Origin of the sequence: Rhizobium sp. WCS2018Hpa-16 (assembly GCF_031843705.1) — a bacterium.
GTDB classification, from domain to species: domain Bacteria; phylum Pseudomonadota; class Alphaproteobacteria; order Rhizobiales; family Rhizobiaceae; genus Agrobacterium; species Agrobacterium tumefaciens_C.
Map to the genome: position 1 here is coordinate 504457 of NZ_JAVTIX010000001.1, position 15042 is coordinate 519498.

Annotated in this window: 13 protein-coding genes; 7 read left to right on the forward strand and 6 right to left on the reverse strand. The window is 58.6% G+C overall.

Annotated features, from left to right (window positions below):
• Positions 1–56: 56 nt before the first annotated feature.
• Positions 57–935, forward strand: a complete 879-nt coding sequence (locus RQI55_RS02425; RefSeq protein ID WP_243255537.1) for a 50S ribosomal protein L11 methyltransferase — start codon at positions 57–59, stop codon at positions 933–935.
• Between the two features lie 88 nt (positions 936–1023).
• Entirely contained in the window at positions 1024–2859 is a 1836-nt protein-coding gene (locus RQI55_RS02430; protein WP_311272261.1) for an aminopeptidase P family protein, read from the forward strand.
• On the opposite strand, the gene RQI55_RS02435 is transcribed toward RQI55_RS02430, so the two are convergent.
• Together RQI55_RS02435 and RQI55_RS02440 are read right to left on the reverse strand one after the other, a co-directional pair.
• A complete protein-coding gene (locus RQI55_RS02435; protein WP_243255540.1) occupies positions 2849–3163 on the reverse strand; it encodes an AzlD family protein in 315 nt (104 codons plus the stop codon). The genes RQI55_RS02430 and RQI55_RS02435 overlap by 11 nt on opposite strands.
• A complete protein-coding gene (locus tag RQI55_RS02440; protein WP_311272260.1) occupies positions 3163–3876 on the reverse strand; it encodes an AzlC family ABC transporter permease in 714 nt (237 codons plus the stop codon). Before RQI55_RS02440 ends, RQI55_RS02435 begins: the two co-directional genes overlap by 1 nt.
• A gap of 144 nt (positions 3877–4020) precedes the next feature.
• On the opposite strand from RQI55_RS02440, the gene RQI55_RS02445 reads away from it, so the two are divergent.
• Complete coding sequence (locus RQI55_RS02445; RefSeq protein WP_279290386.1) at positions 4021–4272, forward strand: DUF2164 domain-containing protein; 252 nt, start codon at positions 4021–4023, stop codon at positions 4270–4272.
• On the opposite strand, the gene pncA is transcribed toward RQI55_RS02445, so the two are convergent.
• The gene (gene pncA / locus RQI55_RS02450; RefSeq protein WP_311272259.1) at positions 4269–4895 is read right to left on the reverse strand and encodes a bifunctional nicotinamidase/pyrazinamidase; all 627 of its coding nucleotides are present in this window, start codon (positions 4893–4895) and stop codon (positions 4269–4271) included. The two genes, RQI55_RS02445 and pncA, sit on opposite strands and share 4 nt — an antisense overlap.
• A gap of 430 nt (positions 4896–5325) precedes the next feature.
• Between pncA and RQI55_RS02455 the strand changes: the two genes are divergently transcribed.
• The gene (locus RQI55_RS02455) at positions 5326–6591 is read left to right on the forward strand and encodes a DUF2778 domain-containing protein (protein ID WP_243255546.1); all 1266 of its coding nucleotides are present in this window, start codon (positions 5326–5328) and stop codon (positions 6589–6591) included.
• A gap of 62 nt (positions 6592–6653) precedes the next feature.
• Here the strand turns inward: RQI55_RS02455 and RQI55_RS02460 are convergent, their stop codons facing one another.
• Positions 6654–7076 carry a DMT family transporter gene (locus tag RQI55_RS02460; protein WP_042616066.1) on the reverse strand — a complete coding sequence of 141 codons (423 nt, stop codon included), beginning with the start codon at positions 7074–7076 and terminating at the stop codon, positions 6654–6656.
• A complete protein-coding gene (locus RQI55_RS02465) occupies positions 7073–7555 on the reverse strand; it encodes a DMT family transporter (RefSeq protein ID WP_243255547.1) in 483 nt (160 codons plus the stop codon). The genes RQI55_RS02460 and RQI55_RS02465 overlap by 4 nt, the downstream gene beginning before the upstream one ends.
• 116 nt (positions 7556–7671) lie before the next feature.
• Here RQI55_RS02465 and RQI55_RS02470 point away from each other — a divergent pair, with 116 nt between their 5' ends.
• Positions 7672–7827 (forward strand): hypothetical protein, encoded by a 156-nt coding sequence (locus RQI55_RS02470; protein WP_243255548.1) that lies wholly within the window; start codon positions 7672–7674, stop codon positions 7825–7827.
• An 82-nt stretch (positions 7828–7909) separates the two neighbouring features.
• On the opposite strand, the gene RQI55_RS02475 is transcribed toward RQI55_RS02470, so the two are convergent.
• Entirely contained in the window at positions 7910–10390 is a 2481-nt protein-coding gene (locus RQI55_RS02475; RefSeq protein WP_243255549.1) for an ATP-dependent helicase, read from the reverse strand.
• A gap of 289 nt (positions 10391–10679) precedes the next feature.
• Between RQI55_RS02475 and RQI55_RS02480 the strand changes: the two genes are divergently transcribed.
• Both RQI55_RS02480 and RQI55_RS02485 read left to right on the forward strand, forming a co-directional pair.
• Positions 10680–11834: an efflux RND transporter periplasmic adaptor subunit gene (locus RQI55_RS02480; RefSeq protein WP_243255550.1), complete on the forward strand. Its 1155-nt coding sequence runs from the start codon at positions 10680–10682 to the stop codon at positions 11832–11834.
• On the forward strand, positions 11831–14983 hold the full coding sequence (locus tag RQI55_RS02485; protein ID WP_243255552.1) for an efflux RND transporter permease subunit: 3153 nt from the start codon (positions 11831–11833) through the stop codon (positions 14981–14983). Before RQI55_RS02480 ends, RQI55_RS02485 begins: the two co-directional genes overlap by 4 nt.
• Positions 14984–15042: the final 59 nt, after the last annotated feature.

The following is a 15042-nucleotide window of genomic DNA, read 5'->3' on the forward strand; positions in this document are numbered from 1 at the left end:
AGCCGCTTTTATGGCAAAGGCTGACGCTTGAAACATCTGCAGAGAGAGCCTCAGCCGTGAGCGAAATCCGTCTTTATGTGTCCACCACCGAAGTCCAGTCCGGTGAAGTTCTGGATTTGCTGTCTGAGGTGTTCGGCGAGGAAGATATTGCCATCGCCAATACCGAGGTGGATGAGAAGCGCGATATCTGGGAAACATCCGTCTATCTTTACGCCAACGATGAAGACGATGTTCGCGCCCGCGTGACGGAAGCGTTGGCATCTGCGTTTCCGCATCTGACTGTCGAGCGTGAAATCATTCCTGATGTGGACTGGATTGCCAAATCACTTGAGGGTCTGACGCCTGTGCGGGCAGGGCGCTTCCTCGTTCACGGTTCGCATGACCGCGACAAGGTCCGCATCAACGATCTGGCGATTGAAATCGAAGCCGGCCAGGCATTCGGCACGGGCCATCACGGCACGACGGCGGGTTGCCTTGAGATGATCGAGCAGGTGGTGCGGTCCCGTACGATCCGCAATGCACTGGATCTGGGCACGGGCAGTGGCGTGCTGGCGATTGCTGTTGCCAAGATGCGGCCGGTGCCGGTGCTGGCAACGGATATAGACCCCATCGCCATCCGGGTGGCCAAGGAAAATGCCAAGCTGAACGGCATCGTTTCCGGCATGTCGCTTGAGACGGCTCCCGGTTTTCATTCCGATGCGTTTCGCAAGCATGGGCCTTTCGACCTTATCATCGCCAATATTCTGGCCCGCCCTCTGATCAAGATGGCGCCGCAGCTGGTCACGCATCTGGCCCCCGGTGGCACGGTCATCCTCTCGGGCATTCTGGCATCGCAACGCTGGAAGGTGCTTTCGGCCTATAATGGCATGAAGCTTTCCCATGTGCGCACATTGTGGCGCAACGGCTGGGTCACGATCCATCTGCGTAAGGATTGAGTGTTGTAAAGACATGCCTTTCGGCTGGACGTTGGCGAGTGTGACGCGATAAGGTCCGCCTTGATATCAGGCGTTCGGAAAGCAAAGCATGTTCCAGTCATTCGAAAACAAATCCACTCCACAATTCGGCAAAGCACGTGTGGAGGCGCTTCGCGCCACCTTTGACGCCCTTGGTATCGATGGCTTTCTCTTGCCACGCGCTGACGAATATCAGGGCGAATATGTACCGGCATGCGCTGAACGGATGGCGTGGCTGACAGGCTTCACCGGCTCTGCGGGTGTGGTGCTGGTTACCCGCCATGAAGCGATTGTGTTTGTCGATGGACGCTACACCACGCAGCTTGTCTCGCAGGTGGATCCCTCCGCGTTTCGGGGTGGTGATCTGGTGGGCGCGCCGCCTTCCAAGTGGCTGGCAGACCAGGCGCCGGAGGGTTTTCGCCTCGGGCTTGACCCGTGGCTGCATACCGGCGCTGAGCTGAAGCGTTTTGAAAAGGCCTTGTCCGACAAGGGCGGCTTTGTCGTTCTGTTGGAAAGCAATCCGCTTGATCCGCTTTGGGAAGATCGCCCCGCTGCGCCGATGGAGCCTGTGACGATCCAGCCGGACAGCGTCACCGGCATTCATGCGCAGATGAAAATCGCGACCATTGGCGAGATCGTCTCAGAGCGCAATGCCAATGCTGTTCTCATGACCGACCCGTCTTCCATCGCCTGGGCCTTCAACATTCGCGGCAATGATGTTCCGCACACCCCACACCCCTTGGCACGCGCCATTGTCTATGCAGATGGCAGTGCCGACCTGTTTCTGGATGAACGCAAGGTGGGTGATGAGGTCAGGGCGCACCTCGCGCCGATTGCAACGCTTCTTCCGCCTGAAGAGATTGAAGCGCGGCTTCACGCCATTGCCAGTGCGGCAGGCCGTGTTCTGGCCGATGCGGATGTTACGCCCATTGCGCTGACGCGCTCCATTACTGAAGCCGGTGGTGAGGTTGTCGAAGCTCCCGATCCGGTCAAGCTGCCGCGTGCCTGCAAGAACCAGGCGGAGATTGCCGGATCAGCGGCCGCCCATGTGCAGGACGGCGTTGCGATGGTGGAGTTTCTGGCGTGGCTGGACAAGCAGCAGCCCGGCACGCTGACCGAAACAAAAGCCGTTACAGCGCTTGAAGAGGTGCGCACACGGGTTGGGCAGATGATGCAGAACCCGCTCAAGGACATATCCTTCGATACGATTTCAGGCGCTGGCGAGAACGCCGCCATCATGCATTATCGCGTGACCACGGACAGTGACCGTGCGTTGAACGAGGGGGAGATGTTCCTCATCGATTCCGGCGCGCAATATATCAACGGCACCACGGATATTACCCGCACGGTTGCCATTGGTGCTGTGCCAGAAGAGCAGAAGCGTTTCTTCACGCTCGTTCTCAAAGGCTACATCGCCATCAGCGTTGCGCGGTTCCCGGTCGGCACACGCGGCTGCGATCTCGATCCGCTGGCGCGCATTGCGCTGTGGAAGGCGGGAGCGGATTATGCTCATGGCACCGGCCACGGCGTCGGCTCCTACCTTTCCGTGCATGAGGGGCCGCAGCGCATTTCCCGCGTGTCCCAGCAGGAGCTTCTGCCCGGCATGATCCTTTCGAACGAGCCTGGATATTACCGCCCCGGCGCATTCGGAATTCGTATCGAAAACCTCGTCCATGTGCGGCCCGCAGAGGCAATCGAGGGTGGCGAGTTGCCGATGCTATCGTTCGAGACGCTGACATGGTGCCCGGTTGACCACCGCCTGATCATCGTTCCACTGCTGACCGAGGAAGAGCTGGACTGGCTAAATGCCTACCATGCGCAGGTGCGGGAGAAGCTGACGCCGCTAATTGAGGATGCGGACGTGCAGCAATGGCTTGATGCAGCCACGCAGCCGCTTACACGATAGCGAAGTAGCGCAGAGCCACGACAAGCGCCCAGCCTGATACCAGCATGATCAGGCCGGGAAAGCGCGTGCCGATGATGAGCGCAAAGACAATGCCGATCTTGACCTCGTATCCGCCTTCGAAAAAGGCGGGTGCGACCAGCGTGGTCAGCACCGCGACGGGAACGGCGTTGAGGCCAGCCTCCATGCGGGGAGGGATGGTTTTCATGCGCGTCATCAGCACATATCCACCCACGCGGGTGAAATAGGTGGCGATGGCGCCAGCGATGATGATGATCAATGTCTGCGCGTTGAACAGCTGTTCCATCAGATCGCCTCCACCTTGTCGATGCTGTCATCGGTCTTGGCCGGTGGCAGGATGACGGCCAGAAAAATGCCCGCCACTGCGCCAATGCTGACATGCCAGGGAGAGCCGACGAAGTGGTAGGCGGCGATTGCGCCCACAGCACTGGCCAGCATGACGGGGTAAAAATTGGCACGCATGCGAAAGCCCAGCAGCGTTCCCATGAAGTAGATGGGAAGCAACACATCGAAACCGGCGGCCTTAGGATCGCCGATCAGATTTCCGAGTGACGCGCCGACGACGGTCGAGATCATCCAGAACGTATAAACAATGGCCGCATAGCCCATGTAGGACTGGAAGCTTACGCGCCCCTCGGTTTCCTTGAGGCGCACCGATTCGGCAAATTGCGGATCGACCAGAAAGAAGAAGCCGAATGCTTTTTGGGCGATGGACCATTCCGGCACGATGCGCACCATGGCCGCAGAATAAAGGATATGGCGAAAATTGACGGCGAATATGGACAGCACGACCAGCCAGGCAGGCAGGTTCTGGTTGAAAAGGTCGATCCCCACAAGCTGGCTTGCACCGGCATAGATGACGCCACTCATCAACGTTGCCTCAACCAGTGTGAGACCATTATCAATGGCAATGGCGCCGAAAAGCGCGCCAAAGGGAATAACGGTAAAGGCAACGGGCAATCCGAGCCGGATGCCGGACTGAAACGTAGTATGTGCCATGGGAGGGTGCGGTCCAATGCCGATAGGAAACTATGGTTGCCGCTCGTACCATCGCACGATATTTCAACACAAACGAATTTAAGGAATGATTAGATTGATTTCTTTGAAGCGTGATTTGCGCTGGAGCGCAGCGGGGAGGCCGAGATGGTAGACGTCGTGATCGATAAGCAGCACAAGGTTGTCATGGTTTCGACCACGCGGGCCTTTCTGGCCGATGAACTGGACCTCGATATCGGCGCGCTTCAGGCTGAGATGCTGATTGACCGGCTGGCTGAAATTCTGGGACCTGTCTTCTACAATCAGGGACTGCGAGACGCCCATGACGCGGTGCGCCGGCGGATGGAAGACGCTGCCTCGGACATCGACGTTCTGGAAAAGTACGTGTCTATTCGCTAGAGATTCAGAATGTCGCTGCTGTTGAGGATTGCGACGCCTTTTTCGCGCATCGCGGCCACGGCCTTTCGAATGCCTTCGGGGTCAATACCGCGGCTGGCATCTTCGATGAAGCGCACTTTGACATCAGGCAGCATCTCAAGCGCATCTTGCACAGAAAAGCTGACGCAATAGTCCGTGGCTATCCCGCAGATATCGAGCACCTCAACGCCCTGCCGCTCCAGATAATCCGCAAGGCCGGTGGTTGCCAGCTGGTCATTGTCTCGAAAGGCAGAGTAGCTATCGACGGCGGGATTTTCACCCTTTTGCTGAACGTAATCGAAGGCATCGGTGTTCAGATCCGGGTGAAACTCGGCGTCGTCAGTGCCCTGGACACAATGATCGGGCCAGAGGACCTGGGGTTTGCCGGAAAGCTCGCCCATCTCAAAAACGCGCTTGCCCGGATGCTGGGATGCGAAAGAGCCGTGATTGGCCGGATGCCAATCCTGCGAGGCGACGATGAGATCATAGCCGCCATTGGCGATGAGCGCATTAGCGATGGGCACGATGGCATCACCATCCGCCACGGCCAGATTTCCGCCCGGGCAGAAACCATTCTGGATATCGACCAACAGCAGCGCTTTCATATCGTGTCCTCCGAGATGGAGCGTGGAAGATGCCAAGCGAACCGACGCGGCGCAAGCCTAAACATGAGCGCTGTTGATATTGATCATGGCGCGCATTTGAGCCGCCGTAATAATATCCAAATCAGCAGATAGCCGGAGCATTATCGATGAGCGAATCGGTTGCCGTCCCCATCGAAATCAAGGCGATACGTAATCTGGCCGCAGCCACCGTATCTGGTGTGGTAAGCCGGTACTCGCTGCCTCGAATATACACATTCAAGCTTCACAGACTTCAGTTTCAGGGGATTTGTAAAGACTTTGGTTACCATAATTCGGCATGCTCAAAACCTGTTCACCATGAAGTGGGTGCCCGCTGCACCTGTTCTTCATGGTCCTAATTCGATGGCCGGTTTTGTCCGGTCTTGCGTAACTGGTTTGAGTAAAGTGTATCATGGCGTCATTTTCCGTGGCCTGTAACGATGCGCGCGTTGGCAGCGCTTTCCCCAAAAAACGTAAGTCCGTTGGCTTGAGCAAGTTTTCGGCTCTGCTGGGCGGCGGTTTGCTGGCAAGCGTTTGCGCCGTAACGGCCTTTGCGTCGCTTCACGGCATGGCGCAGGCCTCCCACGGGGTGCAGCGCTTCGACAAGATGCTTGTTTCCGGTCTGGAGCGCACGACGCTCGACGTGGTCGAGCGCAATGTTCACATCCGCAAATTCTCCCGCCTTGCGGCAACCGGCCATGGCAGCCAGAAGGCCGTGCGTCTGGCTGCAGAACACCACATTGGCGCCAAGGCATTTGCCGACCGTTACGGCGCGACCGTTGCGATGAACGCGCATGCGCAGGCCACCGCGCAGGCTCTTGCCGCGCTGAAGCCTTCCGCCATCGTCGATTCGGCGTTGGGGCGCACGGCTGATGCGCCCGAACTCGCCATGCTGGAAACGCAGGCGAAGGAGCATCCGGCATTTGAAGTGGCGCTCGGCAAGCCGCAAGCCACTGCCGATGCGGAGATTGATCTGCTGCCGGAAACCGTTCCGCTTCCGAGCTTCCGCCCGGAGATTGCGCGCGCTGCGGATGTGGAGCCGACACCGCGTCCGGCCAGGTCTTCATCCGTGGATAATCAGCTTGCAGCACTGGCTTCCGTTCCCGCACCTGCTCCAAAAAGCCCGCCAACCAACACGATGGTGGCCTTTGCGCGGCCCGATAATCCGATGCGCGAAACCAAGATGGATGCGGTTCCGTGGCCGGATCGCGGCAATGGCACGGCGATCTATGATATTTCCGCAGGCGTGGTTCATCTGCCAAGCGGCGAGAAGCTGGAAGCGCATTCCGGTATTGGCAAGATGCGGGACAACCCTGATTTCGTGCATGTGAAGATGCGTGGCTCCACGCCACCATCCAGCTATCGCCTGACGATGCGCGAAGCACCGTTTCATGGTGTTGAGGCCATTCGCCTGACGCCGGAAAGCGGTGTGAACCCGCATGGCCGTGATGGACTGCTGGCGCATACCTACATGCTGGCCCGGCGCGGCGAGTCCAATGGCTGCGTTGTGTTCAAGGATTACAATCGGTTTCTGGCAGCGTTCAAGCGTGGCGAGGTCAAGCGGATCGTGGTGGTGCCGAAGCTTTCCGGGCGTGCCGCCATGACGGCGAGCGGTGCTTCGAAGGGCAACAGCAAGACGCTTTTCAGCATGTTCTCACGCCGTGAAACCGATAGCTGACGCGACTATTTTTTTACGCAATTCCGGACGCAAAACCGGTTCCCACTTTTGCTGGAATTGCTCTAACGCTTGCGCTGCGTCAGTGCCATTCCGCACAAGATCAGAAAAACGCCTGCCGCGCTGGCCCATAGCTTCGGTGGGTGTTCGCTGAACAGATCCAGCACCACGCTCGACACCATCTGACCACTGATGACGAGAAGGGCGGTGTTGACCGCGCCGATGCGGGGAATAAGCCAGCTTCCCGAAGCGATGAAGATGACGCCGATGGGGCCGCCGATGAAAGCGTACCACGGTGCGGTGGCCGCACCTTCCGGCCACAGGCCACCCAGAGCCAGGCCAAGTGCCGTCAGCACGATAAAGCCGACGATGTGGTTCCAGAAGGAAGCGATGAGCGGCGAGTTCGAGAGGCTCAGCCGTCCGTTGATTTGGCGGCTGAGCGCCACGAAGACGCCGCCCGCAAAGGCCATGGAAACCCAAAGGATCATGGTGCTCTCCCCACGAGTGTAATCAGCGCGCTACCGCCCAGAATGAGGGCGACTGCGCAAAGATCAATGGCATCTGGCCGACGTTTTGGTAGGCCGAACATGCCCCAAAAATCCGCAATGAGGCTGAAGATGACCTGACCGGCGAGCCCGAGAGCGATTGTGCCAGACAGGGCAAGCGGCGAATTGACCGCAGTGGAGGTCAGCATCACGATACACGCGCCAATGACGCCGCCGAAATAGGCCCAGACGGGTGCTTTGGGCCGCACCGGCTTTTCGTCAACGGACTTTTTCGAGAGGATGGCAAGGTAAATCAGCGCCGCTACCGTGCCGGTTCCGTGGGCCGTCCAGGATGAAAACAGCGCATTGCCATAATGGGCGAGCATGCCGTTGAAATGGACCATCAGGGTCAACAGGCAACCGCTGGCAAAGGCAGCTGCGATGTGGAGCGGGTTGAGGCGTGTAGGTGTGTCGCTGGTCATGATGCGCCGAATGCTGAGGAGATGGGCGAGGCTTAGCCGATATGGGTTTGAAGCGGAAATGATTTTCCTTGATGGATGGCCCCGGATGCTGTGAACGAATTTTCGCTGGAACGAATATGCGTCTCGATCGTTATCGCGGCATGAAAAAAACGACCCGCAAGCCTCTGAACCGCATGACGGTTTTTGTCATCTCCATCTTCGCTCTGGCCATCGTGGTGGCCGCCGTTTACCTGATCGGCTTCACGCCCGGCGAAACGCCCATCGCGCAATAATCTGTTTTGAATAGTCAAAAGCCGCGCTCTGCATGTCTGCAAGCGCGGCTTTTGCGTGTCTATTCATCAGGATTGAGCTTGCTCAGGCAGGTTTTTCTGCCCGCTCTACAAAGCCATCCAGCACCCGTTTTTGTCCGGCGCGATCAAAGTCGATGGTGAGTTTGTTGCCTTCGACGCTTGCGACGTTGCCATTGCCGAATTTCAGATGGAAAACGCGGTCGCCGACGAAGAATTTCGATGGCGTATCGGCCACCGATTTGGCGACGAGTTCGCCATCGATGGTGCGTGTTTTCGGGCCACTTTCGCCGTAGCCGATGCGCTCGACAGCGTGCCCGGAGCGGCTGCCCCAGTTATCACGCGTCGCATCCGACTTGTTGGCCTGCGCCCGCTTCCATCCCGGTGTGGAATAGGTGTTGGTGAAGGGGTCAGCGGAATCAAAACGAGACTGGCCGTAGCCGCCGCGTCCACCATAGCCGCCATAATTGCTATCCGATGCCGAGACTTCGACGTGGTTGGGCGGCAGCTCTTCCAGAAAGCGCGAAGGGATCGTCGCTTGCCATAGGCCATGGATGCGGCGGTTCGACACAAACCAGATGTGGCAACGGCGCTTGGCGCGGGTAATGCCGACATAGGCCAGACGACGCTCTTCTTCCAGACCGGAACGCCCACCTTCATCGAGGGAACGCTGGTGCGGAAACAGCCCTTCTTCCCAGCCGGGCAGGAAGACGGTTTCGAATTCCAGACCTTTGGCGGAGTGCAGCGTCATGATCGAGACGGCGTCCAGCTCCGCGTTCTTTTCGGTATCCATGACCAGTGCGACATGCTCAAGGAAGCTGCGCATGCTCTCATAGGCTTCCATGGAGCGGATGAGTTCTTTCAGGTTTTCCAACCTGCCGGGGCCTTCGGCGGTCTTATCCGCCTGCCACATGGCCGTATAGCCGCTCTCATCGAGGATCTGTTCGGCCAGCACGGTGTGCTCGGTGTTTTCCAGAAGGGTCTGCCAGCGGCGGAAATCCTGCACGACATCAAACAGCGCCTTGCGGGCCTTCGGCTTGAGTTCGTCCGTTTCGATAATGTCAGCGGCAGCTGCCAGCATGGGAATGTCGCGGGCGCGGGCATAATCATGCAGGTTGCGAACGGTCGTATCGCCAAGGCCACGCTTTGGCGTGTTGATAATGCGCTCGAAAGCCAGATCGTCTGCTGACTGGCAGACGAGACGGAAATAGGCCAGCGCATCGCGGATTTCGAGGCGCTCATAAAAGCGTGGACCACCGATGACACGGTAGTTGAGGCCAAGGGTCACAAACCGGTCTTCGAATTCGCGCATCTGGAAGGATGCGCGCACCAGAATGGCCATGTTGTTCAGCGGGTGCTTGGTGCGCTGGAGCTGTTCGATCTCCTCGCCAACGGCGCGGGCTTCCTCTTCCGAATCCCAGGCCGCGTGAACCACGACCTTTTCATCATCGGGTTCGCTGCGGTCTGTAAACAGAGTCTTGCCGAGGCGGCCTTCATTATGCGCAATCAGATGACCGGCAGCGCCCAGAATGTGTTCTGTGGAGCGGTAGTTGCGCTCCAGCTTGATGACCTTCGCGCCGGGGAAATCCTTGTCGAAGCGAAGAATATTGTCCACCTCGGCACCGCGCCAGCCATAGATCGACTGGTCGTCATCGCCCACGCAGCAAACATTTTGCGGCTCACCCTTGGGACGCTGTGCCAGAAGCCGCAGCCACATATATTGGCAGGTGTTGGTATCCTGATACTCGTCCACCAGAATATAGCGAAACTTGCTGTGGTATTCTTTGAGAATATCCGGGTGATTGCGGAAAATGGTGATGGGGTGCAGCAACAGGTCGCCGAAATCGCAGGCATTCAGCGTCTTCAGACGTGCCTGATAGGCGGCATAAAGTTCGCGGCCCTTGCCGTTTGCAAAGGCCCGGCTGTCGCCTTCCGGGATATCCGGCGGTGTCAGGCCCTTGTTCTTCCAGCCGTCGATCATGCCTGCGAACTGCTTGGCGGGCCAACGCTTGTCATCAAGACCTTCGGCCTGAATGAGCTGTTTCAACAGCCGCACTACGTCGTCGGTATCGAGAATGGTGAAATCGGATTTCAGGCCCATCATTTCAGCATGTCGACGCAGAAGCTTGACGCCGATGGAGTGGAATGTACCGAGCCACGGCATGCCTTCAACCGCGCCGCCGACGAGAACGCCGATACGTTCCTTCATCTCGCGCGCGGCCTTGTTGGTGAAGGTCACGGCCAGAATCTGGCTCGGATAGACGCGGCCACTTGCCAGAATATGGGCGATGCGCGTCGTCAGCACGCGGGTCTTGCCGGTGCCGGCGCCCGCCAGAACCAGAACGGGCCCTTCCAGAGTTTCGACGGCTTCACGCTGTTCCGGGTTGAGGCCCGCGAGATAATCGGGCGAAGCGCGGCCCTGATCGCGTGCTGCCATGGCACGCGCCGCGATGCCCAAACCGCCCGGCGCAGGAGGTGCGGCTGGCTGGCGGCGTGGCTCGGAAGGTTCCTCATCGAAGAACGGCATATCGTCGAAACTGTTGCTCATGCGGCCCAATGTAGTGATTCGGGGCGGAAAGGCCAGAACCATGTTCTGCTTTTATTCCTGTTTCAACTGTCAAAGCGCCTGTTTTAGGGCATTTTCACGCAGCCGGAGCGAGCATCGAACCCGTCTGGAGCGTTGCTGGAGCTTTTTTAAAAGCGTCGTAAATTACCATTATGTAAGAAACGGATTTGTGCGTTGCGTTGTTTAAGGTGAGCAAGGATACTGCTGTAAATACAAGGCGTCCGCACTAAAATGGAATGCGGAGACAGTCGAGATCAATTCGGAGACGTGTATGCGGGTTTGGAAGCAGCTTGGTGTCGGTCTGGCCGTCGTGGGGGCGGGGTTCTGTCTTTGGGCCTATAATTCACCAGACGGCAAAGTTTTGCTGGCCAAGGTTGGACTTACAAGCCCGGAAAAGCCTGCTGCAGAGGCCGGTGGCACGGCAGCCGCTGGTGGTGGGCAGCGCGGGCAGGGCGGTGGAAGGGGCAACAGCGCAACGCTGGTCGCGCTCGCACCCGTCAAGTCCGGAACCGTGAACGACCGGCTCAATGCAATTGGCAACGGGGAGGCGATCCAGTCAGTCGTGGTCACGCCGCAGGCTTCGGGTCTTATTTCCGAAATTCTGGTATCATCGGGACAAAGCGTCAAAAAAGGTGATGTGCTGGCGCGGCTGGATGATGATGAGCAGGTCATCGAGCGTGAAAAGGCGCAGGTCGCGCTGCGCAGCGCAGTCGAGAAGTCCACGTCCTACGCGAATTTGCGCTCGGTTGCGCGGCTTGATGTGCTGGATGCGCAGATTGCCGAAGAAGCGGCGAAGCTTGCGCTGAGCACAGCCGAACTCAATCTGAAACGGCGCAATATCGTGGCGCCCATCGATGGCATCGCCGGTATTGTTGCGATCAACATCGGCGATAACGCAACGACGCAGACCAGCATTGTCAGCATTGATGACCGCTCGAAAATTCTTGTGAACTTCTGGGCGCCGGAGCGTTATACCACCGCCATCAAGGTTGGGATGCCGGTGGAGGCGACATCGATTTCCCGCCCGGGTGAGAAATTCTCCGGCAAGGTTGAGGCGGTCGATAACCGGGTGGACGAAGCCAGCCGGACGGTGCGTGTGCGCGCCGTTTTCGAGAATGCTAGAGACGATCTGCGCGCTGGCATGTCCTTTGCCGTCACCATGGGCTTCACCGGCGAAAATTATCCCTCTGTCGATCCGCTCGCCGTGCAGTGGGATGCCGAAGGCTCCTATGTCTGGCGCGTGAAGGACGACAAGTCTCACAAGGTTCGCGTTCAGGTCGTTCAGCGCAATCCGGATTCCGTGCTGGTCAAGGCTGACCTTGCGCCGGACGAACCGATTGTGACGGAAGGCTTGCAGCGCGTGCGCGAAGGTGGCGCCGTGCGAACGGCTGGACAGAAGAAAGCACCGGAGGTCGCCAGCCGATGACAGACCAGACCACGACCAGTGCAAATGATTCCAAGGCGACGTTTACAGCACTCTTCGTGCGCCGACCCATTCTGGCCGCCGTGGTGAACACGCTTCTGGTGGTTGCCGGATTGGCGGCTCTTGTTGGCGTTGATGTGCGCGAATTGCCCGATGTCGACCGCCCGGTCATCTCCGTGCGAACGACCTATGACGGCGCATCTCCGCAGACCATCGACCAGGAGGTCACGCAGACCATTGAAGGCGCTGTTGCGCGTGTCAGTGGTGTGAAATCCATTTCCTCGTCATCGCAATTCGGCACCAGCCGGGTGACGATGGAATTCAACGATAGTGTCGATATTGCAGTCGCCTCGAACGATGTGCGTGATGCCATTGGCCGCATTGCCAACCAGATGCCAGATGATGCCGACGAGCCGCAGATCATCAAGGCGGATTCCGACAGCCAGCCCATTATGCGTCTTGCTGTCACATCCACCAGCCTCAGCATGGAAGATCTGACCAAGCTCGTTGATGATGAAGTCATCGACCGGCTGGCCGCCGTGGATGGCGTTGCCGATGTGGAGCTTTACGGCGATCAGGAAAAGGTCTTCCGCATCGATCTCGATCAAAGCGCGCTGGCCAGCCGTGGCCTGACAGTGACGGATGTGTCCAATGCGCTTGGCACGGCCGCACTTGATGTGCCCGCAGGATCGCTGAAAAGCTCGACGCAGGATATTGTCGTGCGTGCGACAGCCAACCTGACGACGCCAGCCGAATTTGAAAATCTTATTGTCAGAGACCGTGTCCGCCTTCGTGATGTGGCCAGCGTGATGCTGGGCGCGGATGATGAAACCACGTCGCTGCGTTCAAACGGCGTGCAGGGCGTGGGCCTTGGCGTCATTCGTCAGGCCCAATCCAACACGTTGAGCATTTCGACCGGCGTAAAGGCGGCGGTTGAGGCCATGACGCCCAATCTGCCCGAAAATACGCGCATCGTCATTACCAGCGATGACGCCGTGTTCATCGAAGGTGCGCTGCATGAGGTGGAGCTTGCGCTTGGCCTTTCCGCGCTCATCGTCGTCGTGGTGCTTTACCTCTTCTTCCGCGATTGGCGCGCAACGCTGATCCCGGCCATCACCATGCCCGTCGCGCTGATCGGCACCATCGTTGCCATCTATATGGTCGGCTTTTCCATCAATATTCTCACACTTCTCGCCATTGTTCTGGCAACAGGCCTTGTGGTGGATGATGCCATCGTGGTGCTGGAAAACATTGTGCGCCGCCGTGCAGAGGGCATGGGACCGCGTGCTGCGGCCGTTCTCGGCACGCAAGAGGTGTTCTTTGCGGTCATCGCCACCACGGCAACACTGGCTGCCGTGTTCATTCCCCTGTCATTCCTGCCCGGTCAATTGGGTGGTCTGTTCCGCGAGTTTGGTTTCGTGCTGGCTTTCGCGGTCGGTCTTTCCTCCATCGTTGCGCTGACGCTGTGCCCGATGCTTGCATCGCGGATGTTGAAACAGGAGATGAAGGAACCAACGGGGCCGTTGGCCTGGTTCGGCAATGTTTTTGCGTCCACCTACAAGACTACCTTGTCTGCCTGCCTCAACAATCCTTTGATCGTCGTCATCGTGGCCGTTGCCTTCGCGGGTGCATCGTGGGTTGCTTTCGGCATGGTGCAGAACGAGCTGACGCCGCGCGAGGACCGTTCCTCCGTCATGCTGCGCGTGACTGCTCCACAGGGCGTCAGCCTTGAATATACCCGCGACCAGTTGCAGCGGATCGAGGAAAATCTGCAGCCGCTGCGCGACAGTGGCGAAATCCGCAATATCTATTCCATCTCCGGTATGAATGGTTCAACCAACACCGGCTTTGTGGTGCTGACACTGGCGCCATGGGCGGACCGCGAGCGCACGCAGAACCAGATTGCGCAGGATATCAATGCTGCGGCCCAGTCTGTGCCCGGCCTGCGGGCCTCGGCATCTCAGCCCAACAGCCTTCGTATTCGCGGTGCGGGCAATGGTCTCAGCATGGCGATGATCGGCACCAACTATGCGGCGCTGAACGAAGCCACGCAAAAGCTTCTGACAGGCATGGAGCAAAGCGGCCTTTTCGATACGCCGCGTCTGGAAAACGAACCCAATCAGGCGCAATTGTCGGTCTCCATCGACCGGGAGAAGGCGTCCGATCTCGGTATCGACATTACGGGCCTCTCCACAGCCATGCAGTCCCTGCTTGAGGGCCGGTCCATCGTTGATGTCTTTATCGATGGCGACGCTGTGCCAGTGCGGCTTCTGTCGTCCACGCGCCCCATCGACGACCCCACCGACCTTGAAAACATCTTCATGAAGGCCAAAGACGGGCGAATGGTGCCGATGTCCACCATCGCTTCGCTGAAGGAAACAGCCGTTTCGCCGCAGCTGAACCGTGAGCAGCAATTGCCCTCGGTCGGCTTCACCGCAAACCTTCGGGAAGGCGTGTCGCTGGGCGAGGCCGTTGCCAGGGTCAATGAGATGGCGGCGACCGTGATGCCAGCGGGTGCGCGTTTGCTGCCGCTGGGTGAAGCGGCTACGTTGCAGGAAAACTCCAGCGGCATGTTGCTGACCTTCGGCTTTGCCATCGCCATCATCTTCCTTGTGCTGGCGGCGCAGTTTGAGAGCGTTCTCAGCTCCGTCATCATCATGTCGACGGTGCCGCTCGGTCTGGCCTGTGCGGTCATCGCTTTGCTCGTCACCGGCTCCAGCCTCAACGTCTATAGCCAGATTGGCCTTGTGCTGCTGGTGGGCGTCATGGCGAAGAACGGTATTCTCATCGTGGAGTTTGCCAATCATCTCCGTGATCAGGGCGCCACGGTTCGCGAGGCTATCGAAAAGTCATGCAGCATTCGCCTGCGTCCCGTCATGATGACCATGATCGCCACGATTTTGGGCGGTGTTCCGCTCGTCATGGCGCAGGGTGCTGGTGCAGAGGCCCGTATTGCGCTTGGCTGGGTCATCGTCGGTGGTCTGGGTTTGGCGACGCTTGTTACCCTCTACATCACGCCAATCTCCTACCTGCTGATCGCACGCTTTGCGAAACCGCAGGCGGATGCCGACATTCGTCTGCACAGGGAACTTGAAACGGCCATTCGTCGCCGTGCCCTTGAGGAAGACAAGCCGCTGCTCGCTGCGGAGTGATGAACTGACGCACCGCCGTTTTGCCAAGCGGCGGTGCTGGACAATCTCAATGCCGTGCC

Bases quoted from the DNA above. Each gene is read 5' to 3' on its own strand.
- RQI55_RS02485 (WP_243255552.1), top strand. From the start codon at position 11,831: ATGACAGACCAGACCACGACCAGTGCAAATGATTCCAAGGCGACGTTT.
- RQI55_RS02465 (WP_243255547.1), bottom strand. From the start codon at position 7,555: ATGACCAGCGACACACCTACACGCCTCAACCCGCTCCACATCGCAGCT.
- RQI55_RS02480 (WP_243255550.1), top strand. From the start codon at position 10,680: ATGCGGGTTTGGAAGCAGCTTGGTGTCGGTCTGGCCGTCGTGGGGGCG.
- RQI55_RS02460 (WP_042616066.1), bottom strand. From the start codon at position 7,076: ATGATCCTTTGGGTTTCCATGGCCTTTGCGGGCGGCGTCTTCGTGGCG.
- RQI55_RS02445 (WP_279290386.1), top strand. From the start codon at position 4,021: ATGGTAGACGTCGTGATCGATAAGCAGCACAAGGTTGTCATGGTTTCG.
- RQI55_RS02455 (WP_243255546.1), top strand. From the start codon at position 5,326: ATGGCGTCATTTTCCGTGGCCTGTAACGATGCGCGCGTTGGCAGCGCT.
- RQI55_RS02435 (WP_243255540.1), bottom strand. From the start codon at position 3,163: ATGGAACAGCTGTTCAACGCGCAGACATTGATCATCATCATCGCTGGC.
- pncA (WP_311272259.1), bottom strand. From the start codon at position 4,895: ATGAAAGCGCTGCTGTTGGTCGATATCCAGAATGGTTTCTGCCCGGGC.
- RQI55_RS02440 (WP_311272260.1), bottom strand. From the start codon at position 3,876: ATGGCACATACTACGTTTCAGTCCGGCATCCGGCTCGGATTGCCCGTT.
- RQI55_RS02470 (WP_243255548.1), top strand. From the start codon at position 7,672: ATGCGTCTCGATCGTTATCGCGGCATGAAAAAAACGACCCGCAAGCCT.
- RQI55_RS02430 (WP_311272261.1), top strand. From the start codon at position 1,024: ATGTTCCAGTCATTCGAAAACAAATCCACTCCACAATTCGGCAAAGCA.
- RQI55_RS02475 (WP_243255549.1), bottom strand. From the start codon at position 10,390: ATGAGCAACAGTTTCGACGATATGCCGTTCTTCGATGAGGAACCTTCC.